This window comes from Paenibacillus sp. FJAT-27812 (assembly GCF_001273905.1).
Taxonomy (GTDB): domain Bacteria; phylum Bacillota; class Bacilli; order Paenibacillales; family Paenibacillaceae; genus Pristimantibacillus.
Genome location: NZ_LIGH01000001.1, coordinates 1,486,899 through 1,510,662, shown reverse-complemented (window position 1 = coordinate 1,510,662; position 23,764 = coordinate 1,486,899). Strand labels below are relative to the sequence as shown.

The following is a 23,764-nucleotide window of genomic DNA, read 5'->3' as shown; positions in this document are numbered from 1 at the left end:
GCCTTTCCTATTTTGAAAATCTTTGGGAAGCTTTTGCATATGCGCCGCGTTTTTCGGGAAACGTAACAATTATTCTCCCTAATTTAGGAGGTAAAATGTTAATGAGAAAAAATAAATGGATTCTTTTGATTGCCGGCACAGCGCTGGTAATCGGGCTGTCCGCTTGCGGCGGCAATAAGACGAACAACAATGGCGGTGCAAATGAGAAGCCGCCAGCCGAGAACAATGGCGGAACAACCGTTAATAAGGAGGAAGCAGAGTCCTTGTACGGGAAAAACTGCGTAAGCTGCCATGCGGTTGACCTCTCCGGCGGCGTAGGTCCCAACCTGCAGAAGGTAGGCTCCAGAATGACCGTCGATCAGATTAGCGCGCAGATCAGCAATGGCGGCAACGGGATGCCTGCTTACAAAGGGCAGCTGAAGGATACGGAGATTGCCACGCTTGCAGCATGGCTGGCCGAGCACAAGTAGGGTTTGCAAAGGAATGGAATAAGGCTTGAAAAAGGGGCAGCCGCGGCTGCTCCTTTTTTTGCTGTAATTAGCTGGAATGAAGTGAATTAATGATAAAATAACTTTAAACCAATATCATTCATCAAAAAGAAGCGGGTGCCATCATGACAATAATAGAGACGCTGCCGGAACCGGAATTGCTAAGAAAGCAAATGATTATTCAGGCCGCATTAGATACGATTTTGTGCGAGGAAGATTATCTTCGTTACCATAGCTTTGATCCAAGCTGGGGCCCTAACGTCTCACTCGCGAAAATCGATAACGGAGCGGGAGATCATCTGTTTATTCTTTTTGCGCCGGAAGGCACATTGTTAAAAGGCTTTGACCACGAATCGGAGCTGAGTCCATATGCGAACGATGAAGAGGAAACAGATCCGGGAATTTATGAAAAGTTTCCTAGCACGCTCGTTCATTTGCTGGATGATGCTGCGCTTGAGCGGGAGGTCGTCACTTTTTGTATTTGGCGGGAAACGGGCGATACGTCGTGGGAAAAAGGAAATGCGGAAGTGTCCGAGGATGTCGACGGATCTAGTTTTTTGATTGGTACGATCTTTCAGACGGCTGAAGACTATGTGGACTTCGCTAAAGGCTACTATGAGCAACAATTTCCGCTTGCCATCATCTCGCAAATTTATCAAGGACTTCCGATCACGGCTGAAATGATCCAAACGCTAAATCCGGAGCGTGACGTGGAGGAAGCGCTGAAAGAGCTGGCGCTGCTTGGGCTATAAGGAGTTATGAAGGAAAGGAGCTGTCTCAAAAGAAGTGAATGTTTTCGGAAAGATTTTCAAATCTCAAGATTGAGCGGCTCCTCGCCCGCCCGCTTGTTTGGCGGAGGGACTGAGCAGAAATAAGGCTAATTTCTAGACCTATTTCTAGAATTTCAGCGAATATGAGTGGAATAGAGCTAGATTCTAGCCCTATTTTCATACGAATGCGCCTCAGCGGCTCATATGCGGGGGACTGAGCAGAAATAAGGCTAATTTCTAGACCTATTTCTAGAATTTCAGCTAGTGTGAGTGAAATAGAGCTAGTTTCTAGCTCTATTTTCATTTGGAAGCTCCCCAGCGGCTCATATGCGGGGGACTGAACAGAAATAAAGCTAGTTGCTACACTTATTTCTGGAATTTCAGTTTCAAGGAAAGGAGCTGTCTCAAAAGGTCAGAAAAGACCTTAGGGCAGCTCCTCCTTTTTTGATTTGGATGTACACGAGGAGGTTCTACAAAAGTTAGAACTGCCGGCAGCTCATGCGCTTCGTTATGATTGATAAATAACAGCGTAATAGCCGCAAAGGATGGGGATCGGCATGGTGGACCAATGGGTACATCTCTTGATACGAAAGTTTTTTACGACCTATATCGTAACCGTGTTAGCTTCTTTTCTGATGGCCTTTACAAGCGTCTTCGGGAAAGGCGAGTGGGAGCTTGCCCGCAATAGCGGGAATGAGCTGATCGGATGGATGTTTGTTTATATCATGTACATTGGAACGATTGTCCTTTTCTTCGGGAACGGAGTATCGCTGGTTTTAGAGTGGGTTCGGGTAAAAGGAATAATCCCACATTCATGGATTATCGTTGTTTTGCACGGCATTTTTGGAATGGCGCTTGGTCTTCTCTTTCCTTATTGGTTGTTGGTCTTGTACGGCATGGCGACTGCATTAGGGTATGGGATTATCGATTGGTGGCTCAGAGTAAGGCCTTTAGGGCCAAAGGGAATGATCATCGTTGCTCTTTCTCCCGTGATTCTGTATGGGGTGTCTTGGGGAACGCTACAGTTCCTTTCGCCGCCGATGCCGCCTTTTACAATAGAGGAAGCAGTAGCATTTGCTACTGCTGGGGGGGATGGAACTTCTATCGGTGTATTCCCTGATGAAATCGGGCGATGGCAAGGAACGGTTGACGGTTATCAGGTCGTTAGAGAAACAAGCGCGAGAGTGATCGCCAATAACGAATATATCGTTACCTTTAGCGAAAGCTGGACCAAAGATGCGGAAACGAACTCGCGGTACCTGTCTTATCGAGTAGAGCGCTCAGGCATGATCTTTTACAAAAGAGAAGGGGAAGACTCTCCATACCTAAAGCGGAAATAGATTTTTGAAGGAGAATGTGGAAGCTGCCTCTAATTATAGATGAGAGGTGATTTTATGTTTTCCAAAAAGAGGCATATCCGGATTGATGACGAGGAATGGGTGGAGGACGATGAGGAAGCTCAGGTTAGCGTAGTCGTCACTTTTCCTGATTCTTCGCAATGGCTTGCTAATGTTTATACTTTAAAGTGTATCCAGTCGATCCGAGAGGATGATTTGCGCAGAGGCAAGGGTGCATTTATGTGGTCAGCTCAGCCATTAATTATCGTAGATAAAATAAGCAGGCAGCATATCGAAGAAATGATTGATAAAAGCATCGCCGACAGCAGCTTCGAGTACTTTTTTGAATACTTTGGCGCGGTTGAGCCCAGGCGGATTAAACAGTTCCCGGAAGGTTTTTTTGAAAAGGATTCGACCATCGATGAAGAACTGATCATTCGTCAAGCGAGCACGCTGCTGCAGATGCTGGGTCACTCGAGCGATGAATTTAAGGAAAAGGTCAAAGAGTACTTATTTGGCGAGCGGGTAGAAGGGATCGGGCATCTGAAGCTGTTGCCGATTCTGGAAGCTAAAAATATAAGAGCGGAGAAAGCGGATTTTGACGGACAAGACATCAAACGAAGGTGGGAGCAAGCATTTGCCGAGGGAATAGACGCTGTTGAGAAAGAAACCATTTATATGGACCAGTTTTTATGGCATGTCTTCAGCTACAAGAGAAAGCCGTGCTTAAGCGGAGAGGCGGCTGCCGATGCCTTTCTTGCTGTGCAGAAGCAGGAGTGTTACGTCTTTTATCAGCATTATAACTTTGTCTTATATATTGAAAATGCAGCTGATTTGACCTCGGCAGATTTGGAAGGCGAGTCTGACATCTACATCGTGGATCAGTCGTTTACATGGACATACGTGCAGACGCATGAGTCGCAGTGCGGGCCTTATTTTAGAAGCATGGCGCCAATATAGATGATTAGGGATGCAAGCATAAACAGCTTGTGTCCTCGTTTTTTTAACGCAATGAAAGTGCCGATCGTAAATACAAGTGACGAGCTTGCAAAGAGCAGCATGAACAGCACCATTTCGGGAGAAAAGAGATCCTGCAGACGCCATAAGCCAAAGCCCGTCAGGAAGGGAACGGATGCCGCCGCGGCGATACTTAATCCGGTGAACAGCAATGTCCGCAGCCAGAGCGACGCGCGGCCCCAGCGGAACATGAGCGTATAGAACGGGAGAATGATGAGCAGGTATGGAGGGATGGTCCACCCAAGCAATTTACTCCACTCGCTGCCGATACCCTGATCATAGATCAACGACAAATAACCTAAATAAGCGAGAACGCCTGCAAAATAGCTAGTAACCGCCACCAGAATGTAAAACAGTATTTTTTTCATATGCCGCACACCTCTTCTTTCAATAAACCATCTTCGAATGCTTAAATCATATCGTATATAGGAAATAGCGCAGTAGTTCTATCTTTTGTAGTACCGACCGTATAATCCATTTGTAACCAAATCTGTATTTCTCCCGTCTGTGACTATGAAAAGATGAAATGCTACCAAATTGAGGTTAGGGGAGTTCAAATGTCCAATAAGTTAATGGGTGCGGCAGCGGTCATTTTGAATGGTGAAGGGCATATTTTATTGGTTAAGCACAGCTATGGGAAACTGAATTGGGAGCTGCCGGGTGGCTTGTCCGAGAAGAGCGAGTCAGCCGAGGAAACGGCGAAGAGGGAGGTTGTTGAAGAGACGGCTCTTGATGTGAGCGTAGGACGGTTAACGGGTATCTATTACGAGCCGCGCAATGATATGCATCATTTTGTTTTCCTTTGTCAGGTAACCGGCAATCCATCTCCGCAGCTATGCTCCCCGGAGATCCTTGAGTGTAAGTATTGGAGTATAGATGATTTGCCTAGACCGATTAGCGATTTCACTTTACAGCGCATACGGGAGGCTACGAATCCTGATCCCGACCGTTTATTCCATATAATCGGACCAAGGCAATGGCTGGAGTGAAGGGCGGTTTCATTTCTATAAAAAACGGCAGTCTAAAGCATGTTCTGCATGCTCTATACTGCCGTTTTTTTGTAAGAAAAGACTATACTTCCTTGCGCTTAAAATAGAGCAGGCCGGCCGCCAGAAATACAATAAAGCTGCCTGTAACGGTAACCAATATGTTTACCAGCGGCAGGCCGAAACCGCCAAACTCTTGGTCGCTAAAGCTCAGCATCGCCAGCATAGGCTGCGCCCAAGGATAAAACGGCGCGAATCTCTCAGAGTTGAGAATCAGCATATTAGGTATGGTCAGCATAACGTTTATGACAAGCGGAGCGGCGAAGCTGCTCCAGCCCACCGATACGAGCAGCTGCAGGGCCGCAAGCGGAAGGCAAGCGAGCCAGCCGCCTCCAATTCCCGCGAGCAGCATTCCCCATGGCAGACTGCCACCTATTCCTTGATAGGAAGCAGCAAGAAGAACAGCGCCAAGGAACAACAATTGCGTGAAGGCTAGCAAAAGAGCGACAACGGTAAACTTGGCGAAATATAGGCCTGTTCTGGAAATAGGAAGCGTGAGCAGCTGTTTCCAGCCTCCGCCCGCATGCTCGTATCTGCATACGAAGGCGGAGAGAATGCCCGTTAGGATTGGCAAAAACAGCATGGCATGGAACGCAGCCATTGCAGAGACGAGCATGGCGTATTTCTCCAGATCCAAAGTCGAATCGAGAGAAACAAATAAACCAATGGCGAGCGACAGGAGCGGGCTGGTCGGAAGGAGCAGCCAAATGAATGATTTGGACAGTTTAAGATGCTCCGAAGCCACTAATCGAAAAAAGGCGTTCATTTCAATCCACATCCTTTTTGTTGAAATGAATGTTGCCTATGCCCCATATGATCACGCCGGTTAACAGCCCAGCGCCGACGAAAAATTCCTGATGCGGTCCCAAATAACCATACATAGGCCAATTAATAGGAAACCATTCGGGCAGTTGGAAGGTGAAGACAGAGCTAACGGCAATCATGACGCCAAGCGTGATAGGGACGGCTTGGTTTTTGATCGTCATGCATAACCACAGGAACAGTGCTAGCGCAGGAATGGAGGCGAAGAATGGCAGGAAGCTAAGCCTTAAAATACCAAGCACCGGCATATCTCCAAGCTCAAACCGCAAGGTTAACCCAAGTACAGCGACTCCAACCGCAAGAATAACGCAGGATAACGTTAGCAGTATGATGCTCAGCGCAAACTTGGAGCAAAATACGGCGGTTCTGGAAACCGGCAGGGCAAGCAGATGCTTCCATGCATTCGTACTATGCTCGACATTGGCGAGCAGCGAAGTGACGAGGGTAACACCAAGAAACAGCGAGATGGGAACAAACATTAGAAAGTTTTCCAGCAGCATCTCCCAGAGCCTTCCTGCGTATTGCTGCGTCAAATAGTCATAACGGAGTCCGAAATTGAGCGCCTGCATGGCGATCAATCCGATTGGGCCAATAAAGATGAGAAGCCAAAGCCCCTTGCCGCGTATTTTCAAAAAATCGGACGAAAGCGCCTTGGCCATCATAGCGGCTTTCCCTCCCCGACAATTTGGAGAAAGAGGTCCTCAAGCGACTTTCTTTTTTCCTCAACCCGGTAAATATCATGATTCCGTTCAACGAGACTTTTTACAATGCGCGCAATGGCAGGGTTGCCCGTCTGCTCAAGCAGCAGCGCTGAACCGTTTTGCACCGCTGCCACTCCTTGCTGCCGCAATGCGCTCAGTGCCAGCTCAGGCTTGGAGACGACAAGCGAGATGCTGCCCTGCGCCTGCTGATGAAGATTTTCAATCGTATCCTGAAAAACAAGCTCGCCCTGACGAATGATGCCGACCGTTCCAGCCGTCAGTTCTACCTCGCTCAACAAGTGACTGGATATGAGGACGGTTATGCCATGCTGCTTGGGCATTTGCTTGATGAGCTCGCGTATTTCCAAGATGCCTGACGGATCCAGTCCATTTGTTGGCTCATCGAGCATAAGCATCTCGGGATTGCCAAGCAGCGCGCTAGCGATGCCTAATCGCTGCTTCATTCCGAGCGAATAACCCTTTACTGGCCGCCGCGCATCTTTGGCCAGCCCTACGATATCCAGCACCTCTGCGATTTTAGCGGCAGGGACCCCGATGATACGCCTGATCGCTTCGAGATTGTCGATGGCATTTAAGTGCCCGTAATAAGACGGATATTCAACAAGGGAGCCAATTCGCCGCAGGATCGACAGCCGTTCCTTGTTCAGGGACTTGCCAAAAATATGGACAGACCCGCCCGATGGCTTAATTAACCCAAGCAGCATGCGGATCGTCGTTGTTTTGCCGGCGCCGTTTGGTCCAAGAAAGCCGTAAATATCCCCTCTTGCAATTTTCAAATTCAGATTGGAAACCGCATAACGTCCTTTGTAACGCTTGCTGAGCCCTTTCGTTTCGATAACCCATTCATTCACGTTAATCACCTCAGTACTTACATTAACGGATGAAGGTTAAACCCAGCGTGCTCCAAGTTTAAATTTCGTTTAAAAAAAGGGCAGCTCACCTCGGATAGATGTAGACGCTTGTTCCAGCAGGAGAGCTTTCCATTTGCCACTCTAAATGCATCTCATGAAGGAGATAGTCGACAATAGCGAGTCCAATGCCTGCGCCTTTGCCGTCAGAAGCGGCTTCCATTCCATTTCCATGATCGCGTATGACCAGCGCAGTCCGCTCCTGATGCTGCTCTATCGTAATGCCTATATATTTGCCGCTAACCGCATGCCTGGTCACATTTTGAAACAAATTGTCCAGCACGCGGCGGAATCCGGCCTTATCCACATCCTGCAGCAGCTGTTCTTCGGGAAGCTCTACCTCCGCAGCGATCCCCTCCTGTTCCCATAACGGGAACCAGGATGCCGCGCTTTCCCTAACGATGCGCAGCAAATCCTGCCGCTCCAGTTGCAGAGGGTAACGGCCGCTGGTCATAAGCGTGTAAGAGAGCAGATTTTCGATGAGGCTGCTAATGCTGGCGATTTTTTGCTCCATTTGCTTGAGGGAGCTTTGTCCGTTCATGCTTAGCGATTCTTTCCGCAAGGAATAGAGATGGCTGCTCATGACCGTTAAAGGCGTCCGCAAATCATGGGACAGGCTGGCGATAAGACGTTTGCGAAGCTCCTCCTCCGCGCGCTCTCGTTCCGTGCTTTCGCGCAGCTGCTCGACCATTTGGTTAAAGGCAGCCTCGAGCTGTCCGATTTCATCAGGCTTGTTCAAGGCGATCGGCTGCGGAAGCCCGTTTTCGCCATGCAGCGTCATGGCTGCTTGCAGACCGAGCAGACGCTTGCGAATATGGCGGAAGAAGAGCAGAGAGACCAAGAAGAACAAAACGAGCATAATGAATAAAAACGCAATGTAAAAGGGCGTCCCCGTTCCGATTGGCCTCTCCAGCTTGATGATGCTGCGCGGCATCTGCATGACCATGAAGGAAGGCTCTTCATGTACTGCGCCGAGAAACGAGACGACGGTATAAGGGTCGCCGTCGATGCTTTTCTTCATGAATTGAACGGCGTCCGCCGGCATCCAGCGGCTTGGCAGCCCCTCTTGAACCGGCAGCTGAAGTCTGGTTAAGCCGGCGGAATCCACCCAGAAGAAGGAGGCTTCGGGGTATTTCTGCTTGAGCTCGCGCAGCTTGCCGTCGATATCGGCAGCATTGCTCTCACGCATCTGCGCCGCTTGGTTATGCCACATATCGGCTAGGTCATTGCCGCTTCCGTATTTTAAATAATTCGCGTCAGAGGTATGCGTATTCTCTTGAATAAGGAGATAGAGGACAGAGGCAAGCGGAAAAACGATTGGGATAAATAAAAACGCGAATAAGATGATAAGCAGATAACGGGACAATAGCGTCTTGCGAAATCTCATGCCGCTCGGGCGCTTCCGAGGTTTTTTCATGCGCGAACCCGGTAGCCGATGCCTCGCACCGTTTCGATGATTTCCGGGGCTGCCGGGTCCCGTTCGATTTTTTCTCTTAAGTACCGGATATGAACCATTAACGTTTTATCTCCCTCGATAAAAGCCTCTCCCCAGACGGACTCGTAAATTTGCTCCTTTGTCATAATTTGCCCCAAATGGCGCAGCAGGTAGCTGAAAATATGAAACTGCTTGCCCGTGAGCGTAATTTCATCCCCGGTATCGCGGTTTTCAACCCGATTCTGCTGCTCATGCACGAGCAGATGCTTAATAACGAGCGGCTCAGAGAGGCGCGCTCCCGAGCGGCGTAGCAGCACCTCGATTCGAGCCGTAAGCTCGTCGGGATGGAAGGGCTTGGTCAAATAGTCGTCCGCGAATTGCAGCCCTTGCAGCTTATCATCTATGGACGTTCGGGCCGACAGCATAAGGATGGGGATGTCTGGCGCGGCCTTTTTCAGCCTTTGCCCGATCGTAAACCCGTCGAGCCCCGGCAGCATGACGTCGAGGATGACAAGTCTGCAGCCCGCTGCGGCTTCAAGCGCTCCTTCGCCATTTTTCAGCCATTTGACTTCATACCCTTGCTCCTGTAGGTGTTGGTAAACGAAGCTTCCGATTTCGTGATCATCTTCAATGTATAGCAGCGAAGCAGTCATCTTTCGATTCAGTTCCTTTCACATTTCCAATTATTATCCTGTTGCTTGATGTTATGTCTAGATTATAAGGCAGAGCTTCGCGGATAGCTACGCCGGAGCAGCCAAGAAAGTAGGGGGACGCTGTAGAAAGCGCAACGAAAACCTGACATTGCATTCGATTTGAGGAGCAACGCTGCTGAATTGCAGCCCAGATGGCTTATAGATAGGGAAATGAGCTAGCAAGCGGCTATTCTGTTGTAGTAACTGCAATGTAGCGGGGGATGTGCCGCTCACCCCACTAGCTACTAGTCCGAACAATAAAAAGGAGCCTGGACTAAGCATCCAGGCCCTTCATATCAGCTCTTTCCTGCCGGTTCTTTCACCGGAGCAGGCTCTCGAGGTTTTTTCAGTTTTTCCCACCTAAAGATGGTGTTGAGTCCTTTGAACACCAGCTTCGATTCTTTGGTCAGAAGCGGCCCCAGTATCGCTAGGATGAGGACGTACAAGGCAGCGAACGGCTGCAGGAGCTCAAGCAAGCCGCCGGCCTTGCCTAGGTTCGCCATGATGATGGAGAACTCGCCGCGAGATACAATGGTCAGACCGATGTTCGCGGAAGCTTTTGGCGACAAGCCTGCGCTTTTTCCAGCCAGCATACCAGCGAGGAAATTGCCGAACAGCGTAACGGCAACGGCGCCAAGCGACAGCCATACCGCACCGCCAAGCGCGAACGGGTCAATCGTGAGACCGAAGCTGAAGAAGAATAATGCTCCGAAGAAATCGCGGAAGGGCAGGATGAGATGCTCGATCCGCTTCATATGGACCGTCTCAGCCAGCACGAGGCCAACGAGCAGCGCGCCGATTGCTTCTGCTACGTGGATCGTTTCGGAGAAACCTGCTACGAGGAACAGGAAGCCGAATACGAGCAGCAGGAACAGCTCATTCGAGCGAATATTGAAAATTTTGTTCAGGAGCGGAGCAGCCTTCCTGCCAATAATAAGGAAGAGCAGCATAAAGCCTAATGCGTAAGAAGCGGACAATAGCACGCCGCCTAAGGATGATGAGTCGCTGAGCACAAGTCCTGAGAGAACGGATATATATACGGCGAGGAATATATCCTCGAACATAATAATGCCAAGTATCATCTCGGTTTCCGGATTTGCCGTCCGTTTCAGATCGACGAGCACCTTCGCGACGATCGCGCTAGACGAAATGGTCGTAATGCCGGCAATGACCATCGTTTCCTCGATAGGGAAGTCGTTGATCCAGCCAAATAACAAGCCAAGTGAAAAGTTGATTAAAATATAGATGGTTCCGCCTATCGCAATAGAGCGACCCGATTTCATTAATCGACCCACAGAAAACTCCAGACCTAAATAGAATAGCAGGAACAGCACGCCGAGCCGTCCCATAAATTCGATTAGTTCTGCACTATGAATAAACCTAAAGTCCAATACGCCTACGTGAGGCGCATGTGGACCTACGGCCATGCCGATTAAAATATAAAACGGGATGACGGAAAACCGAATTTTTGCAGCTAACAGCCCGACTAAGGCGATGAGAATAACAGCAAGACCGATTTCCAGCACCATGTGATCCATAATTAACGGCTCCCGTTTTGCAGCATAAGCTTAAGAAGCTTCAAATGCTGGCGTTCACCTGCAACGATGAGGGTCGTATCTGCCTTGAAAATATAGTCGGGGCCGGGATTGATATGCTTTGCTTCTTTCTCGACAGCAGCGATGATCGTCGCTCCCGTCGTTTGGCGGATATCGGCTTGACCGATCGATCTGCCAATACATGCGGCGTTTGGTTCGATTTTGTACCATTCAATCGTCAGGTCATCAAGCGCCACCTCAATGGTCTCGAGCGCCTTCGGCTTATAGGTCATGCCGCCAACGATAGCAGCAACTTGCCTTGCTTCTTCATCGTCTAACGTAACCATGGAAATGCTATCGTCTGGATCCTCATATTCAAAATGGTACATCTCGCGGCGTCCGTCATCATGAATGATAATGACAAACTTGTCACCGCTTCTCGTCATAACTTGGTATTTGCGGCCAATACCGGGCAAATCGGATTCTCTAATATTCATTGTGTTTTCCTCCTCATTTGTGGTTAGTATGCGAACCAAATGAGAGGATTAACCAACGAAATGGGATGTGAATTTTATCGGAGTCATAAGCAAATCTCGCAATCGCTGCGGAACGGTCGTGCGGAGTGCGGCTAAGCTTGTGGATAGCCAGTGCATATGCAAAAAGGCATGCATATAGGCAGCCAGCAGTACGTTTTCGGGAAAAAAGACTTTCGTAGTGGTGTTCTGCTTGCCTACAATGGACGTAGAGTATTTCGCTGACGCGGTCATACGACTAGCGCCAGCAGTCAGCTCGAACGTATTGCCTGCTTGGTAGGCGAACAGCGCTGCTAGGAGCAGCGGAACAATAATGAGCAAATTCATCAAATGCTTGCGACTGATGTGACCAAAATCAAGTGCGCGATTGTTCATCTGTCCACCTCCAAAAAGTTAGTTAATATAAGTATAACTTATAAATCATAAATAACAAAGCCGTTTCCACATATTAGTTAGGCAAAAAAATGAACATTCGCCTTCTATCCCCACCTGTTTAATGAATTGACGATCGCAGAGGATGCGTTATAGAATGAGGAAACGCATTGATTAACGACAAGTAACGACAAGAACGCAAAAGAGAGAAAGAAGGTTGAAATGGATGGGAGTAACAGTGAAACAACTGTCGCCGCTCGTGCAGTCGCTTGGACTCAAGGAGCATGTTGAAGGCGGATGGTACAAGGAAATTTGGAAAGCCGGATTTGAAATACCGCAGGAGGTGCTTGGTGCTCCCTATTCAGGACCACGCTTTGCGGCTTCATCTATATACTTCCTGCTTCATCCCGATGAGTTTTCCGATTGGCACACCGTTTATTCGGACGAGCTATGGATGTGGCATGCAGGCAGCCCTTTGATGCTGACGCTCGGCGGAACCAAAGAAGCGCCGGAAACAAGAAAAGAAATCATTGTTGGACCAGACGTGCTGGCAGGGCATCAGCCGCAGGCGCTTGTACCGGCCAATGAATGGCAGATGTCGCGTCCGCTGGGCGACGAGCCGGTGCTCGTATCCTGCGTCGTAGCGCCAGGTTTCCACTATGATGATTTTAAACTCATAAAACGTTAATTTTCATTTATATTACCAGCACTTATATAATCAGAACTTAGAAAGAGCCATCCGAGAAGGAATATTACCTTGCCGGATGGCTCTTATATGTATTAGGAAGCTTCTTCGCCCTCGTTTGCCTTCTCACGCAGCGAGTCAATGAACAGCTGTGCGAGCTTAGGGTCCCATTGGGTGCCCTTGCCGTCCTCTATAATCGAGAGGGCGCGCTCATAGGTCATTCCCTTCCGGTATGGCCTGTCGGAGGTCATTGCATCGAAGGCATCCGCTATGGCGATTGCACGGCCAAACAGCGGGATGTCAGTCCCGGCGAGCCCATCGGGATAACCCTTGCCGTCATAGCGCTCATGATGCGAGCGCACGCCAGGCAGCAGATCAGCCATCGCGTCGGCAGGCTCGATTTGCTTCAAAATATTTTCGCCAAGCACAGGGTGAAGTTTGATCTGATCAAATTCCTCGTCGGTGAGCCGGCCTTCTTTAAGGAGGACGGCGTCACGTACGCCGATTTTGCCGATATCATGGAGCAGAGCCGTTTTGTGAAGAATATCGATGTCGCTCTCGGACCAGCCGTCCAGCCTGCCGATTTGTACGGAGAAGCGGGCTACCCTTGTGGAATGGCCTGCCGTATACGTATCGCGCGCGTCGAGTGCTGCCGCCAAAGTCATGAAATAGCTTTGCAGAAGCTGATTGTTGCGCTGCTCGCGCTCCTTCAGCCCATTCACCATATGGTTAAAGCCGGCAACAAGCTTGGAGAACTCATCGGAGTACACGTCTGCTGCGCTCGAGTTGAAATTGCCGGCTTGCACGCTGCTCATGCCATTTTGAATCGTATGTATGGGATCTTCAATGCTGCGGGACAGCAGCGATGCACCAAGAAGCGAGTAAATGACACCGATAATGAGAATGATGCCCGCCCACTGCCAGTAAGCCAAGGTGCCTTCACTTTGAAGATGGTCGAGCCTAATTTGCGAAGCCAGTCCAAACAGCAATAAAGGCAGCGTTCCGATCAAAAAGGCGCTAAGCCTAAACTTTGTGCGGATGGAAACGAGCACGCGGCCGCCAAGCGTAATATCCTGCATATATAATTGCTTATGCTGATCGCGGATAAAGGTAACGACAGGCCTGATCGCTTTGGACGATAAGAAAAACTCGATCATCGCATGCATGCTTGCAATCATTAAGGCGACCGCGGCTGCAATCCCGATGTACGAATAGGGCAGCTTTAGAAACCCTAGCTTTATGAACGCGAATGCCATGCTGACAGCAGGCAGCAGCAAACCGAGAAAATGCGGACCAAAGGTACGTTTAACCGCTAATGTAGGAAATTGATGCGTTTGGAGATAAGCCGTTTTGAGCTGCTCGGACGTCGGATGTGCATTTTTGAAAATAGCTTGAATAGGGCGAAGCTGCCGATAGAAGACAAAGAGCTCGCAAACGAACATAATGAGAAGCGAGCTAATCATGATGATGCCTAACAGAAAGCGTTCATTGGCCGGGATCGCAAGCGTGGAAAACACGACGATGCCGCCAACTCCGAGCACTGCGACCGTTGATCCGAAAATATAATTACGAAGGAGCTGGGTCAGGAAAGAGGCGAAAATGCGGCCGCCGGCTTGTTCGCGCTCGCTAAGTAAATGCATAAATGGTGACCTCTTTTCCCGAAATGTCTGTTAGACTAGTACACAGTACCTATAGTATAAATCGGCATTTTGAAATTGTATATTAGATATAATGAGTAAAAGCTGCACGCAAATACGGGCAATACGAGAGGAAAACAACAGTGAAGGAAACGCTTTGGACCAAACCATTTATTTTGTTGATTTTATCCAACCTGTTTTTATTTTTATCGCTCGAAATGCTGCTGCCGACGCTGCCGATGTTTGCGGCGAATAAAGGCGGCACGGATGCACAAATCGGACTTATCATCGGCTTATTTACGTTCTCAGCTGTATTGTTGCGGCCCTTTGTCGGCATGGCATCCGATAAATTCGGCAAAAAGCTGCTGCTGCTCGTCGGCGTAGCGATTTGCTTAATCGGAACGGCCAGCTACTATGCGGCGGTTACGATCACGATGATGCTCATGCTTCGAATCGTGCATGGCGTGGGCTTCGGTATTTCAACGACCTTGTACGGGACAGTCGCCTCCGATATTATTCCTGCCACGCGCAGAGGCGAGGGAATGGGCTTCTTCGGAACTGGCAACGCGGTAGCGATCTCGCTCGGGCCCTTTCTTGGCATTTGGTTAATGGAGGAGTTTGGCTTCTCCGTCTTGTTCATTGTCGGCGCTTGTATTCTGCTTATCGCCATCATCTGTACGGCCTTTGTACAGGGGGACTCACGCGAAGAGCGGGCAAAGGCACAGGTGGCATCAGCAGCAAACACATCACTGATGCTTAGGTTCGTGGAGCCGAGAGCCTTGATGCCATCCCTGCTCGGGACGTTAGTTGGCTTATCCCTTGGAGGAATTATCAGTTTTATTACTTTGTTCGGCAAAGAGACGGGCGTGGAAAACATCGGCTTCTTCTTCTTAGTGCTCGCTATAAGCGAATTTCTGATTCGATTTGTGAGCGGGCGGATTTTTGATACAAGAGGGCGGTTCTGGGTGCTGTTCCCGGCGGCTATTTTTTGCATAGTGGGCTGCGTGATTCTCTTTCTAACAAAATCTACGGGGATGCTGCTGCTTGCGGCGGTGTTTTACGGGTTCGGCTTTGGGGCGATTTTCCCCGGCTTGCAGGCTTGGGTGATCGACAGAGTAGAGCCGCAGCGCAGAGGCGTGGCGACAGCTACGTTCTATAATGCCTTTGATATTGGAATCGGCAGTGGTGCGATGCTGCTTGGGCTCGTTGCTACATGGTCGAACTATGCCACGATGTATTTGGTGTCGAGCGTGTTTTTCCTTATTTATTTGGTCGTGTACTTCTTGTATGAGAGGCGGCTGAAGCGGGAGAACCAAATAGCGGAAGGGGTGCGATCGTAGCTCTGCAAGGCAGCGCTACGATCGCGTAGATTTACTGGGAGACGTAGCGGTTTTTCCCTTCGCGCTTCGCTTGATAGAGCGCTTTGTCCGCTTGGGTGAACAGCTCGTCCTGCGTATAGGAGCAATCGGGCTTCCAAGTGGCAGAGCCGATGCTGATCGTGACAAAAGGATTGCTGGCTTCTTCGGCGTGGGGAATTTGCAGCTGCCTCACCGCTTCGAGCAGCCGGTGCGCGATTGTAGCGGCACGCTCCTTGCTCGTTTGCGGCAAAATAATGCCGAATTCCTCGCCTCCGTAACGGGCGACTATATCGAGCGGGCGCTTCAAGGCGCTGCGCATGGCGGCGGCGATCTGTCTGAGACATTCGTCGCCTTTTTGATGCCCAAACGTATCATTGTAGGCTTTGAAATTGTCGATATCGCCCAGCATCAGCGTGACTGGCATATGATGGCGCTGCGCATCCTCCCACTCGTTGTTCCATGATTCATCGAATGTTCGCCTGTTCGCGATGTTCGTCAGCTCGTCAATGTGAGAGAGAGCATGCAAAATTTGATATTGCTCCAGCATCTTCAGCTCAATTTCTTTGCGCGGGGTAATATCCCTGGATACCGAGACCAAGGTTTGCGTACGATCCCCGTCGTGGAAGACGACGCGAGACGTGGATTCGAACCAGCGATAGGTGCCATCCTTGCGCCTTATTCGGTAAGTGATGGCGCTAGCGTCAGCATTTTTGTATATCAGCTCTTGATTGTCGAGCATCCGCTGATGGTCATCGGGATGGTACAGCTGGAAGGGCGACAGCCCGATCAACTCATCGTCCCGATAGCCAAGCAGCGTATAACAAGCAGGGGAGACATAAGTAAATAAGCCATCCCGATTGTGCTTGGAAATCATATCGCTTGAGTTCTCGGCAAGCAGCCTGAAGCTTTTTTCGCTTTCCTGCAGCTGGTCGGCTGTCCGCTTGCGCTCCGTAATTTGGCGGAAGTGAACGGAGAGCCCGAACTCCGAAGGGTATACATTCGCTTCAAACCATTGGTTCAGCATCGGAACAAACTGCTCGTACAGCCGCTGCTGGTTGTGCTCCATCGCGATCTTATATTCCTTCTGGCTAACAGATCCGACTAACCAAGGGAACAGTTCCCAAATGTTGCGTCCGATCAGCTCTTTCCCGCTTTTTCTAAACAGCGTCTGCGCCGCTTCGTTCGTATAAATAAACCGGTACTGCTCATCGAGCGAGAAGAAGGCATCCAAGATACTCTCCAAAATGTTGGAAATTCGCAGTGTCAGCTGCTCTACTTCTGATATCGCTTTCTTTTCATCGGATATATCCATTATCTGAGATATAAAATGAAGCGGCTCTCCCTGCTGATCGTATACAAGCGATACGGAGAGCAGCACGGGCAACGTTTCGCCGGACTTTTTGAAATATCTCTTATGCATTTGATACGTATCTATTTCGCCATCCAAAAGCTGCTTCACATAGCGGTCATCCTGCTCTAGATCGTCTGGATGGGTAATCTGTGCATAGTTAAAGCTGCAAAGCTCATTCTCCTCGTAGCCCAGCATCGTTTGAGCGGAGGGATTAGCTACCATAATGCGGCCGTCTAAATCAACTAAAGCCATACCGATTGGGGCGTATTGGAATGCGCTGCGGAATAAATCGGCTTCGCGATTCGGTTTTGAAATCAGGGTCAAGCTGCGCACCTCTTCTGCTGTCCATACTGGATAAGAATGTTAGTATATAGTAAAGAATAGAACACAATAATTCGTTTGTCCACAGCACTTAAGCATTAATATTTATGCGGCATGGCAAAAAAAGAAGCCCATAAGTCTAAGGCTCCTTGAACTTGCAATCGAAAGTGAATGTATGGCATTTATGGCAGTAAATTATTGTTGTTTTTTTGAAAGCTACGTATAATAAAACGTAATATGCATATCTCTTTCTATGATTTGGATAGGATAAGCTAGTGATAATGCGCCTTGGCGGCGTTTTGCCAGCACTTAGAATAGTATGAGATGAATCGGAGGAACAATAATGGGCAATGTTACTAATTTCACGTCCGCTGAAATAGCGGCGATGATCGACCATACCATTTTAAAGGCGGACGCGACGCGGGAAGAAGTATTGCAAATATGCCGCGAGGCTAAGCAATATCAGTTTGCAACGGTGTGCGTGAATCCGGGCTGGGTATCGGCTGCTGCTGAAGAGCTGAAAGGGTCGGGAGTCGGAATTACAACGGTTGTTGGCTTTCCGCTTGGGGCAACCACAACGAGGTCCAAGGCTGCGGAAGCTAAGTTTGCCATTGAAGATGGAGCGACTGAGGTAGATATGGTTCTGAACATCGGGCTGCTGAAATCAGGCGATCTTGAAGGCGTGCTGCGCGACGTTGAAGGAGTAGTGGCTGCCGTTAAAGGACATGCCTTGCTTAAAGTTATTTTGGAGACCGGACTTCTGACAGACGAAGAGAAGGTTACGGCAAGTGCCATTTGCAAAAAAGCAGGGGCCGACTTCGTAAAAACGTCGACAGGCTTCGGCAAAGGCGGAGCTACGGCAGAGGATATCGCGCTTATGCGCAGTACCGTTGGCCCTGACCTTGGCGTGAAGGCTTCGGGCGGCGTACGCGACCGTGAAACGGCGCTGCAAATGTTCGCGGCCGGCGCAACGCGCATTGGGGCAAGCTCTGGCATCGCTATCGTTACAGGCGGCCAAGGCGAAGGGTATTAATATCTAGCAGCAAAATAGCTAAGAAATAAGGGAAGCCTTGCTTGCCCTGAGAATATTCTCAGAGCGAGCAAGGCTTCCCTATTTTTTTAAGGCAGGTAGAACGGGCTTAACGCTCGCAGCTAATCGTTAGGTTAGCATGCAGTACTCCGCCAGCTTCTAGCATAACGAGCTCCTCTTGGCGATTCAGCTCACCATTCTTAGCCATCCATGGCTCTACGCATACGAACGGACGATCGTTGACTGACCATAACACCATATATTTGAAAATGTCATCGTAAGTCAGTCGAACAAGGGCGCCTTGCAAGCCGCGGAAGGAAATTTCGCTTTTCTTAGGATCAAGCAAGGTAACGGACTCAACAAGTCCTTCCAAATCAATGACGCCATCAAACGGCTTCTCGATATTATCGTTGTAGTCGAGGTAGCGGGTAGCGTCGATATCGTAAGCAATCTTTTTGCCTGAATCTATCGCAAAGTAAGGGTGGAAGCCTGCATAGAAAGGCATAGCGGCTGCTTCGCTCAAATTGCGGTATTGCTGGCGTGTATGTAGTTCGCCGTCTTTGAGCACGTAAGTAAACAGCAGCTCGAAGTCAAAAGGGTAGGAGCGAAGCGTTTCTTCATTGCTTTGCAGGCGAATCGTAATGGAAGCTTCGTCCTCTGCTTTGGTGCCGACAACCTCCCATACAGCCGTGCGGGCTACCCCGTGGTTAGCCATTTTGTACGTTTGGCCGTTCCATTCATAAGCTTGTCCTTCAAGCTGGCCGCTGATCGGGAACAAGATCGGATTGCCGCCGCGAATGTTCGCGGTTGGATGCTCGAATGTCGACTTGTCCAGATAAAAGAGTTCCAAACCATGCAGCTGGCAGCCGATTGCGATACCGCCTCGCTCCGGACATACAAGCACGCGTGAGTCGGTGCTTTTCTCCGTTAATTCATATAGCGTAAACATATCCTTGTAGCTGCGTACCTCGTAGTTGCTCACTTTATTTCCCTCCAATTAATAGATGAATGACATATTGTTCCCATCATATCATATTCATTATGCACGATCTCGTACAATCTCGTTTGGCGTGCCCGTTCTGCTCATGCCTATGGCGTCATACCTCTATCCCCGCCATCCGTCGGCTCATCAAGCATAAAGAAGATGCAGGTTTAAAAATAGTCTAATCTAGTAAATCAAACATCTACTCCTATTTAAGAGATTCGCATAGAATAGATTAACTTCAGAAAGCAGCAGGTTATGACGATCCGCCAAAACATGCAGCCATGCGACGACAACTACCGACATCCTCTTGCATTTTCCGAAGCCAAAGCCATCCGGAGCTCCTCCCTCCGGGCAAAGGATGGCTTTATTTTTTTATTTCACACGTTCGAACCCCAAAAAAAAGGGGCAGCGTCCCGCAGGCCATTAAGCTCTGCGAGGCGCTGCCCCTTTGTTTAACTTCGATTATTCAGCTTTTGGAGCTTCAGTAGCCGCAGGGTCTGCAGATGCCGTCGGAGTCAATGAATTTGTGATTTTCGCTTTGGCGCGAATATCATTCATCCATGCTTCAGATAGCTCATTTGCTTCCGTAGCAACAAGCTGCTTCTTGATCTCTTCCTTCTTCTCTTCGAAGGTTGGAACGACAGCAGCTTTCTCAGCTGTTTTCTTAATAATGTGGAAACCGTGCTCGGATTGAACAACGCCGCTAATCTCATTAACTTTCAGTGCGAAAGCAGCTTCTTCGAACTCAGGAACCATTGCGCCTTTGCCGAAGAATCCAAGATCGCCGCCGTTATCCTTCGAGCCTGGGTCGATTGATTTCTCCTTCGCGATTGCTGCGAAATCTCCGCCTTGCTTAAGCTGAGCGAGAATGGCGTCAGCCTCTTCTTTGGTAGCTACCAAGATATGCGATGCTTGAATTTGCTCAGGCGTGCCGAGCTGATCCTTGTTCGCATCGTAGTATTGTTTAATCTCATCTTCCGTAACATCTGTTTTTGGCTCCAAAATTTTACGGATCGTCAGATTGATTTTTGTATCCTTCTTCAAGCTGTCAAGCGTCATGTTGTACTGAGCAAGCGTAGAATTGAACTGCTCGTCCGTTCCGAAGCTCTTCTTGATGAGCGCGATTTCGGAATCGACGTCAGCATCGGTAACCGTGATGCTAGCTGCTTTTGCTTCTTGCATAATAAGCTCTTGCGTAATGAGGTTCTCAAGCGTAGCCGGGCCGCCTGCTTTAAGCAATTCATCATACAGCCTGTCCTTGCCTATGTTGACACCGTTGACAGTTGCCACGGTTTCGTTGCTGGATCCAAATGGCGGCTTAATTAGCACGACGATGAGCAAAATCGCCAGAACGGCCGAGACGATCATCCATGCTTTTCCGCCTCCGCCTTTTGGCGCTTCATGAACGCTCTCTGCACCTGCCGCTGCTGTGCGAATATCGTCGTTTGATGCTTCTGGCAAATCTCCGTCGGAATCATTAAGAAGCTCCGCTTCGATAGCCGCATCTTCATTTGAAAGCTTGTCCTGCCGCTCTTCCTTGTCGAGCGTAAAACGTTCTTCTTTCGCGTCCAATTCTTTTTCTGGCTCTTTGTTGGACTGCGAGTCCTTGTTAGTCATTCCATAAACTCCCTTCGTTTTGCCTTTCTTTCATTACTATAACAAAACAAGCATGAAAAAACCTTAATCTAACATAAAAATATAACTTGCTGATTTTGTCGATCCGTATTAATGATATAAATAAAGAACATAACATGATGTGCTTGCAAATGATTTGCTGGAAATGGGCAACCTCATATTTCGACATAAATTTCGCTGTTTAAAGGAGGCTGGAGGGATGGTATTATAGTAATAGAATATATTCCAACATTATCCTACAAAATTCGAGCTTATTTTTAATACTGAATGAATAGTCTTTTTCCAAATAGAGAAGCCATCCAGAGCCTTTGTGGTTAGATAAACAAATATATGACTATGTAAGTTGTAGGAGGAATAAGCTTGCGCAAAAATGCGGGAGTATTCATACGCTTGTCACTATCGATGCTTATCCCTTTGACGGGCTATTACATATTGCGCGGCTCTGAGATGGATAAGAGCATCAATGCGCCGCAGGAGCATTTCTATATTGTCAGTCTCGTATCTGCTCTCTCGCTGGCTTTAGCGGTCGCGGTCGGATTTGTCGCTATACAGCTTCGCAATATTAAGATTAGTTTTTTATCGTTATCCTATGTGTCCCTAACGGCGATGTTTGTGCTGCATGGCTTATCTACGCCCGGGTTTCTGATGCATCATGCCAGCATTGCAAGCAATGCTGCCCAGCTTAGCGTAATGCTAGCGGTCGTCTGGCTATGGATGTCCTCGGTTTCCGTGGATCAGCCTCTCATTAAATGGTTTGCGCATTGGCAGCGGCTGCTGCTTCCGGTGTGGACATTTTTGCTGCTCATTTTTTGCGCGGTGCTTTGGTTTAATCCTGAAATCACCGGCACATTCCATCTGAAAGAGCTTTCGATGAAGTGGCTCATCAGTATTTTCGTTATTGGCCTGAACAGCTGGACGATATACCGCTATTTGAAAACTTACTTATCCTCCCGATTCCCTCTTCAAATGGCTATTGTATATAGCTCCGGCTGGATGATTATCGCTCAAATCATTATTGTAAGCGGCCATACTTGGGATATGAGCTGGTGGCTGTACCATTTCCTGCTGCTTGCCGCCGTTATCGTTATGGTCATAGGCATTGTCAATCAGTATGTCAGCTCCAAGTCGATTTCCGCTTCCGTTAAGCTAATGTTCCGGGCTAATCCGCGCGACTGGATCAACACCTACATGTCAACCAGCGTAAGGGAGCTGGTCATGACAACAGAGGCGAGAGATTCGTATACGGCAGGCCATAACTACCGGGTTGCTTTATATGCTCTGAAGCTAGGCGAGGAGCTTGAGCTTACTTCCGGCGATCTAAGAGCTATCGCGCAGGGCGGCCTTGTCCACGATGTTGGCAAGCTGCGCATTCCGGATACGATTTTGAACAAGCCCGGGAAGCTTACTCCCGAGGAGCGCTGCGTAATTGAGGAGCATCCCGTTTCGGGATACGATCTGTGCAAGAGATTAGGCTTTATGCCGGAAGAGCTTTCCGTTATACGCTCTCATCATGAGAAATGGGATGGCAGCGGCTACCCCGATCAACTGGCTGGAGAGCAGATTCCGCTGCTGGCAAGAGTAACCGCCGTGGCAGATGTTTATGATGCCTTAACCTCTTCGCGTTCTTATCGAAAAGCAATGTCGCATGAGGATGCCATGGAGATTATTGTGAAGGAGAGCGGGCGTCACTTTGATCCGCTATGCGTGAAGGCATGGGTGCGGCTCGTGAGCGAGCAGCCAGGCTTCTTCGAGGAAACGATTCGAAACAGTCCGCACCTTAAGCTGGACAAAAAACTTGCAAGATAAAGAGAGTTTCCTTTGTCCACTTACAGATGTACAATAGACGTAGCTTCATTTTTATTCCAAATGGGATGAGATTTACTAATAAATGGTTGAGGGGATATCGAACATGACTTATTTAGCGGCTAACAATCGGTATGAGGGCATGAAGTATAATCGCGTCGGACGCAGCGGCTTGAAGCTGCCAGCTATTTCCCTTGGGCTATGGCATAATTTCGGCGGGGTTGACCGTTTGGAGAACGGACGAGCTATGATTCACCGCGCATTCGACCTAGGCATCACCCATTTCGACCTTGCGAACAACTATGGACCGCCTCCGGGCTCAGCCGAAGAAACTTTCGGGCAAATTTTAAAGCAAGACCTTGCTGCCTATCGGGATGAGCTTATCATTTCGACAAAAGCAGGCTATCATATGTGGAACGGGCCTTATGGCGAGTGGGGCTCTCGGAAATCTTTGGTTTCAAGCCTGGATCAGAGCTTGAAGCGCATGAAGCTAGATTATGTCGATATTTTCTACCATCACCGTCCGGATCCGGACACGCCGCTTGAAGAGACCATGGGAGCGCTTGATCATATCGTTAGGCAAGGCAAAGCGCTGTATGTCGGCGTTTCTAACTATAACGCGGAGCAAACGGCTCGCGCGGCAGCTATTTTGAAAGATCTCGGCACGCCATTCCTTATTCATCAGCCATCGTATTCGATGTTTAATCGCTGGATCGAGGATGGACTGCAGGATGTGCTGGAGCAAGAAGGCATTGGCTCTATCGTGTTCTCGCCGCTTGCAGGAGGCTTGCTGACTAACCGTTATTTGAACGGGGTTCCTGCTGATTCACGCGCCGGAGGACCAAGCGTGTTCCTTAAGGCAGATCATATTACGGATAGCAAGCTGAATAAGGTCAAGCTGCTTAATGAGCTTGCCGAGGGGCGAGGTCAAACGCTTGCCCAAATGTCGCTTGCATGGGTACTTAGAGGCGGCAAGGTGACATCAGCCTTGATCGGCGCAAGCCGCGTTGAGCAAGTAGACGACAATGTTGCAGCCCTTAACCGCTTGGATTTCAGCGATGACGAGCTTAGCCGCATTGAATCGATTCTTGCCTCTGAGTAAGGATATAATTCTTGTTGCAGGCTATATGTTGCAGACTGAAACAAATGAAACGCTAGAGAAGCTGACCGCGCTAATGCGGCATGCTGGATCTAGCGTTTTTTTATTCTCCCGGTGCAAGTTAAAAGAGGTATAATAGTGTCAAAGTTCGACAATTTCGGTAAAGATAAGGCGGAGCGGGAG

General features: G+C 49.0%; 24 protein-coding genes. 10 read left to right on the top strand and 14 right to left on the bottom strand.

What is annotated here, in order from left to right:
* Window positions 1-101 precede the first annotated feature (101 nt).
* Together ADU23_RS06395 and ADU23_RS06390 are read left to right on the top strand one after the other, a co-directional pair.
* Window positions 102-470: a c-type cytochrome gene (locus tag ADU23_RS06395; protein WP_053372982.1), complete on the top strand. Its 369-nt coding sequence runs from the start codon at window positions 102-104 to the stop codon at window positions 468-470.
* A gap of 143 nt (window positions 471-613) precedes the next feature.
* A complete protein-coding gene (locus ADU23_RS06390; protein WP_053372981.1) occupies window positions 614-1,240 on the top strand; it encodes a hypothetical protein in 627 nt (208 codons plus the stop codon).
* A 25-nt stretch (window positions 1,241-1,265) separates the two neighbouring features.
* On the opposite strand, the gene ADU23_RS06385 is transcribed toward ADU23_RS06390, so the two are convergent.
* The gene (locus ADU23_RS06385) at window positions 1,266-1,562 is read right to left on the bottom strand and encodes a hypothetical protein (RefSeq protein ID WP_053372980.1); all 297 of its coding nucleotides are present in this window, start codon (window positions 1,560-1,562) and stop codon (window positions 1,266-1,268) included.
* Between the two features lie 253 nt (window positions 1,563-1,815).
* On the opposite strand from ADU23_RS06385, the gene ADU23_RS06380 reads away from it, so the two are divergent.
* Both ADU23_RS06380 and ADU23_RS33480 read left to right on the top strand, forming a co-directional pair.
* Entirely contained in the window at window positions 1,816-2,598 is a 783-nt protein-coding gene (locus ADU23_RS06380; protein WP_053372979.1) for a hypothetical protein, read from the top strand.
* Between the two features lie 54 nt (window positions 2,599-2,652).
* On the top strand, window positions 2,653-3,555 hold the full coding sequence (locus tag ADU23_RS33480) for a DUF4275 family protein (RefSeq protein WP_053372978.1): 903 nt from the start codon (window positions 2,653-2,655) through the stop codon (window positions 3,553-3,555).
* Here ADU23_RS33480 and ADU23_RS06370 read toward each other — a convergent pair.
* A complete protein-coding gene (locus ADU23_RS06370; protein WP_053372977.1) occupies window positions 3,528-3,980 on the bottom strand; it encodes a hypothetical protein in 453 nt (150 codons plus the stop codon). The two genes, ADU23_RS33480 and ADU23_RS06370, sit on opposite strands and share 28 nt — an antisense overlap.
* A 189-nt stretch (window positions 3,981-4,169) precedes the next feature.
* On the opposite strand from ADU23_RS06370, the gene ADU23_RS06365 reads away from it, so the two are divergent.
* Entirely contained in the window at window positions 4,170-4,601 is a 432-nt protein-coding gene (locus tag ADU23_RS06365; RefSeq protein ID WP_053372976.1) for an NUDIX hydrolase, read from the top strand.
* A gap of 82 nt (window positions 4,602-4,683) precedes the next feature.
* Here ADU23_RS06365 and ADU23_RS06360 read toward each other — a convergent pair whose 3' ends face one another.
* From ADU23_RS06360 to ADU23_RS06325, 8 genes are all read right to left on the bottom strand, one after another.
* Window positions 4,684-5,424, bottom strand: a complete 741-nt coding sequence (locus tag ADU23_RS06360; protein WP_053372975.1) for an ABC transporter permease — start codon at window positions 5,422-5,424, stop codon at window positions 4,684-4,686.
* A gap of 1 nt (window position 5,425) precedes the next feature.
* Complete coding sequence (locus tag ADU23_RS06355) at window positions 5,426-6,142, bottom strand: ABC transporter permease (protein ID WP_053372974.1); 717 nt, start codon at window positions 6,140-6,142, stop codon at window positions 5,426-5,428.
* A complete protein-coding gene (locus ADU23_RS06350) occupies window positions 6,139-7,053 on the bottom strand; it encodes an ABC transporter ATP-binding protein (RefSeq protein ID WP_053372973.1) in 915 nt (304 codons plus the stop codon). Before ADU23_RS06350 ends, ADU23_RS06355 begins: the two co-directional genes overlap by 4 nt.
* An 85-nt stretch (window positions 7,054-7,138) precedes the next feature.
* Window positions 7,139-8,497 carry a HAMP domain-containing sensor histidine kinase gene (locus ADU23_RS06345; protein ID WP_053377498.1) on the bottom strand — a complete coding sequence of 453 codons (1,359 nt, stop codon included), beginning with the start codon at window positions 8,495-8,497 and terminating at the stop codon, window positions 7,139-7,141.
* Between the two features lie 26 nt (window positions 8,498-8,523).
* Window positions 8,524-9,198 carry a response regulator transcription factor gene (locus ADU23_RS06340; RefSeq protein ID WP_053372972.1) on the bottom strand — a complete coding sequence of 225 codons (675 nt, stop codon included), beginning with the start codon at window positions 9,196-9,198 and terminating at the stop codon, window positions 8,524-8,526.
* Window positions 9,199-9,533: 335 nt separating this feature from the next.
* Window positions 9,534-10,775, bottom strand: coding sequence for a cation:proton antiporter (locus ADU23_RS06335; protein WP_053372971.1), 1,242 nt, complete (start codon window positions 10,773-10,775; stop codon window positions 9,534-9,536).
* Between the two features lie 2 nt (window positions 10,776-10,777).
* The gene (locus ADU23_RS06330) at window positions 10,778-11,269 is read right to left on the bottom strand and encodes a cation:proton antiporter regulatory subunit (RefSeq protein ID WP_053372970.1); all 492 of its coding nucleotides are present in this window, start codon (window positions 11,267-11,269) and stop codon (window positions 10,778-10,780) included.
* Window positions 11,270-11,317: 48 nt separating this feature from the next.
* Window positions 11,318-11,680, bottom strand: coding sequence for a hypothetical protein (locus ADU23_RS06325; RefSeq protein WP_053372969.1), 363 nt, complete (start codon window positions 11,678-11,680; stop codon window positions 11,318-11,320).
* 223 nt (window positions 11,681-11,903) lie between these two features.
* On the opposite strand from ADU23_RS06325, the gene ADU23_RS06320 reads away from it, so the two are divergent.
* On the top strand, window positions 11,904-12,365 hold the full coding sequence (locus ADU23_RS06320; RefSeq protein WP_053372968.1) for a cupin domain-containing protein: 462 nt from the start codon (window positions 11,904-11,906) through the stop codon (window positions 12,363-12,365).
* 92 nt (window positions 12,366-12,457) lie between these two features.
* Here the strand turns inward: ADU23_RS06320 and ADU23_RS06315 are convergent, their stop codons facing one another.
* Window positions 12,458-14,002: an HD-GYP domain-containing protein gene (locus tag ADU23_RS06315; protein WP_053372967.1), complete on the bottom strand. Its 1,545-nt coding sequence runs from the start codon at window positions 14,000-14,002 to the stop codon at window positions 12,458-12,460.
* Window positions 14,003-14,142: 140 nt separating this feature from the next.
* Here ADU23_RS06315 and ADU23_RS06310 point away from each other — a divergent pair, with 140 nt between their 5' ends.
* On the top strand, window positions 14,143-15,339 hold the full coding sequence (locus ADU23_RS06310) for an MFS transporter (protein ID WP_053372966.1): 1,197 nt from the start codon (window positions 14,143-14,145) through the stop codon (window positions 15,337-15,339).
* 31 nt (window positions 15,340-15,370) lie between these two features.
* On the opposite strand, the gene ADU23_RS06305 is transcribed toward ADU23_RS06310, so the two are convergent.
* Window positions 15,371-17,032 (bottom strand): PAS domain S-box protein, encoded by a 1,662-nt coding sequence (locus ADU23_RS06305; RefSeq protein WP_053372965.1) that lies wholly within the window; start codon window positions 17,030-17,032, stop codon window positions 15,371-15,373.
* A gap of 340 nt (window positions 17,033-17,372) precedes the next feature.
* On the opposite strand from ADU23_RS06305, the gene deoC reads away from it, so the two are divergent.
* Complete coding sequence (gene deoC / locus ADU23_RS06300) at window positions 17,373-18,062, top strand: deoxyribose-phosphate aldolase (protein ID WP_053372964.1); 690 nt, start codon at window positions 17,373-17,375, stop codon at window positions 18,060-18,062.
* 106 nt (window positions 18,063-18,168) lie between these two features.
* Here deoC and ADU23_RS06295 read toward each other — a convergent pair whose 3' ends face one another.
* Window positions 18,169-19,041, bottom strand: coding sequence for an aldose epimerase family protein (locus ADU23_RS06295; protein WP_157265651.1), 873 nt, complete (start codon window positions 19,039-19,041; stop codon window positions 18,169-18,171).
* 465 nt (window positions 19,042-19,506) lie between these two features.
* On the bottom strand, window positions 19,507-20,661 hold the full coding sequence (locus ADU23_RS06290) for a peptidylprolyl isomerase (protein WP_053372963.1): 1,155 nt from the start codon (window positions 20,659-20,661) through the stop codon (window positions 19,507-19,509).
* A 378-nt stretch (window positions 20,662-21,039) separates the two neighbouring features.
* Here ADU23_RS06290 and ADU23_RS06285 point away from each other — a divergent pair, with 378 nt between their 5' ends.
* Together ADU23_RS06285 and mgrA are read left to right on the top strand one after the other, a co-directional pair.
* Window positions 21,040-22,485 (top strand): HD-GYP domain-containing protein, encoded by a 1,446-nt coding sequence (locus ADU23_RS06285; protein ID WP_141680390.1) that lies wholly within the window; start codon window positions 21,040-21,042, stop codon window positions 22,483-22,485.
* Window positions 22,486-22,588: 103 nt separating this feature from the next.
* A complete protein-coding gene (gene mgrA, locus ADU23_RS06280) occupies window positions 22,589-23,584 on the top strand; it encodes an L-glyceraldehyde 3-phosphate reductase (RefSeq protein ID WP_053372962.1) in 996 nt (331 codons plus the stop codon).
* Window positions 23,585-23,764: the final 180 nt, after the last annotated feature.

Bases quoted from the DNA above. Each gene is read 5' to 3' on its own strand.
- ADU23_RS06325 (WP_053372969.1), bottom strand. From the start codon at position 11,680: ATGAACAATCGCGCACTTGATTTTGGTCACATCAGTCGCAAGCATTTG.
- ADU23_RS06395 (WP_053372982.1), top strand. From the start codon at position 102: ATGAGAAAAAATAAATGGATTCTTTTGATTGCCGGCACAGCGCTGGTA.
- ADU23_RS06320 (WP_053372968.1), top strand. From the start codon at position 11,904: ATGGGAGTAACAGTGAAACAACTGTCGCCGCTCGTGCAGTCGCTTGGA.
- ADU23_RS06360 (WP_053372975.1), bottom strand. From the start codon at position 5,424: ATGAACGCCTTTTTTCGATTAGTGGCTTCGGAGCATCTTAAACTGTCC.
- ADU23_RS06365 (WP_053372976.1), top strand. From the start codon at position 4,170: ATGTCCAATAAGTTAATGGGTGCGGCAGCGGTCATTTTGAATGGTGAA.
- mgrA (WP_053372962.1), top strand. From the start codon at position 22,589: ATGACTTATTTAGCGGCTAACAATCGGTATGAGGGCATGAAGTATAAT.
- ADU23_RS06380 (WP_053372979.1), top strand. From the start codon at position 1,816: ATGGTGGACCAATGGGTACATCTCTTGATACGAAAGTTTTTTACGACC.
- ADU23_RS06345 (WP_053377498.1), bottom strand. From the start codon at position 8,497: ATGAGATTTCGCAAGACGCTATTGTCCCGTTATCTGCTTATCATCTTA.
- ADU23_RS06390 (WP_053372981.1), top strand. From the start codon at position 614: ATGACAATAATAGAGACGCTGCCGGAACCGGAATTGCTAAGAAAGCAA.
- ADU23_RS06355 (WP_053372974.1), bottom strand. From the start codon at position 6,142: ATGATGGCCAAGGCGCTTTCGTCCGATTTTTTGAAAATACGCGGCAAG.
- ADU23_RS06315 (WP_053372967.1), bottom strand. From the start codon at position 14,002: ATGCATTTACTTAGCGAGCGCGAACAAGCCGGCGGCCGCATTTTCGCC.
- ADU23_RS06335 (WP_053372971.1), bottom strand. From the start codon at position 10,775: ATGGATCACATGGTGCTGGAAATCGGTCTTGCTGTTATTCTCATCGCC.
- deoC (WP_053372964.1), top strand. From the start codon at position 17,373: ATGGGCAATGTTACTAATTTCACGTCCGCTGAAATAGCGGCGATGATC.
- ADU23_RS33480 (WP_053372978.1), top strand. From the start codon at position 2,653: ATGTTTTCCAAAAAGAGGCATATCCGGATTGATGACGAGGAATGGGTG.
- ADU23_RS06340 (WP_053372972.1), bottom strand. From the start codon at position 9,198: ATGACTGCTTCGCTGCTATACATTGAAGATGATCACGAAATCGGAAGC.
- ADU23_RS06385 (WP_053372980.1), bottom strand. From the start codon at position 1,562: ATGAAAATAGAGCTAGAAACTAGCTCTATTTCACTCACACTAGCTGAA.
- ADU23_RS06330 (WP_053372970.1), bottom strand. From the start codon at position 11,269: ATGAATATTAGAGAATCCGATTTGCCCGGTATTGGCCGCAAATACCAA.
- ADU23_RS06370 (WP_053372977.1), bottom strand. From the start codon at position 3,980: ATGAAAAAAATACTGTTTTACATTCTGGTGGCGGTTACTAGCTATTTT.
- ADU23_RS06290 (WP_053372963.1), bottom strand. From the start codon at position 20,661: ATGACTAACAAGGACTCGCAGTCCAACAAAGAGCCAGAAAAAGAATTG.